Annotated in this window: 1 protein-coding gene and 1 pseudogene; both read left to right on the forward strand. The window is 57.0% G+C overall.

The features are described from left to right. The coding region (locus ACWC5O_RS45550) for a hypothetical protein (protein WP_450781422.1) at window positions 1-545 on the forward strand (545 nt) is incomplete at its 5' end. A 328-nt stretch (window positions 546-873) separates the two neighbouring features. Beyond that, a pseudogene (locus tag ACWC5O_RS45555) lies at window positions 874-1,017 on the forward strand (NUDIX hydrolase); the annotation flags it as partial.

A 1,017-nucleotide genomic window follows, 5' to 3' on the forward strand; every position in this document is an offset into this window, starting at 1 on the left:
GCGAGCCTCGTGGGCCCCCGCCCGCTGCTGCTCAGGTTGCCGATTCGAATGCCTCGTCGATGCACAGATTGTTCCAACAAAAGGTGGGTCGGCAGCTCCCGAAAGAATCATTGGAGCAGTTCCATTTGATTCGCCAGATGCGAAATGCTGTGATTCACGCGGGAGGGAAGCCCAAACAAGGCCTCATCACGGCAGCTAATAATCTTTCACCCAACGCGCTTGCTCAGTGGACAAAGGTTACCGGTGAACATCCAGCTACTCGGGTTGCGCTGGGCGTTCCAGTTACCCTTTCTCACGGTGAGCTGATCCTAGCCCTCGCCGTAACGAAGCGTATTTCGCAAGAAATGAATTTTGCGCTGAGAGACAGTCTTTCACGTGAGGTCTGGGCGGACGCTGCTCTTTCCGACTTTGAAACAGAGCACCCACAGTTGAATCACGTCTCGCAGCGCAAGAGGAAACTTACTGGTTTTCTCCGCACTTACTACCAATCGCTCAATCTGACGGAAGCGGAAATCGCTCCAGCGATACAGAGAGCAGGGTGGTAAAGATAAAAGAGGGCGCTCTCCCAGTTAAGCTACTCGCCGGGACTCGAACCCGGACCTCCCTCTTCTGTGGATGCCAGCGGTCGTGAACCACAATGGGCTTCTTAGGCCTCGCACCCTCTGCTAAACAGATTAGCATACCCCGCAGCGAGCTGACCAAACCTCATGCCCCCAGGTCAGAGGTCAGTTGGGTCCCCGACCTCGCCGAGCGGCGCAGCCAGGCACCAGTGCCAGCCGCCCTCATTTCGTCACTCTGACGCATTTTGCTTCAGTTGATGATGCCCCTGCTCTCTTCTGCGATGCTGGAATCCGATCGAGAGGGGTCACAGCCATGCAGTGGAAGATCCACGGGGAACGTCCGATCTACGAAAACCCCTGGGTGAACCTGTGGTTGACCGACGTGGAGCAGCCGGATGGGCGCCGGTGGGAGTACCACGTCGTCAAGCTTCGTCATCTGGCCGTGGCTGCCGTAGTC

The sequence above is a fragment of the Streptomyces sp. NPDC001450 genome, assembly GCF_053597295.1.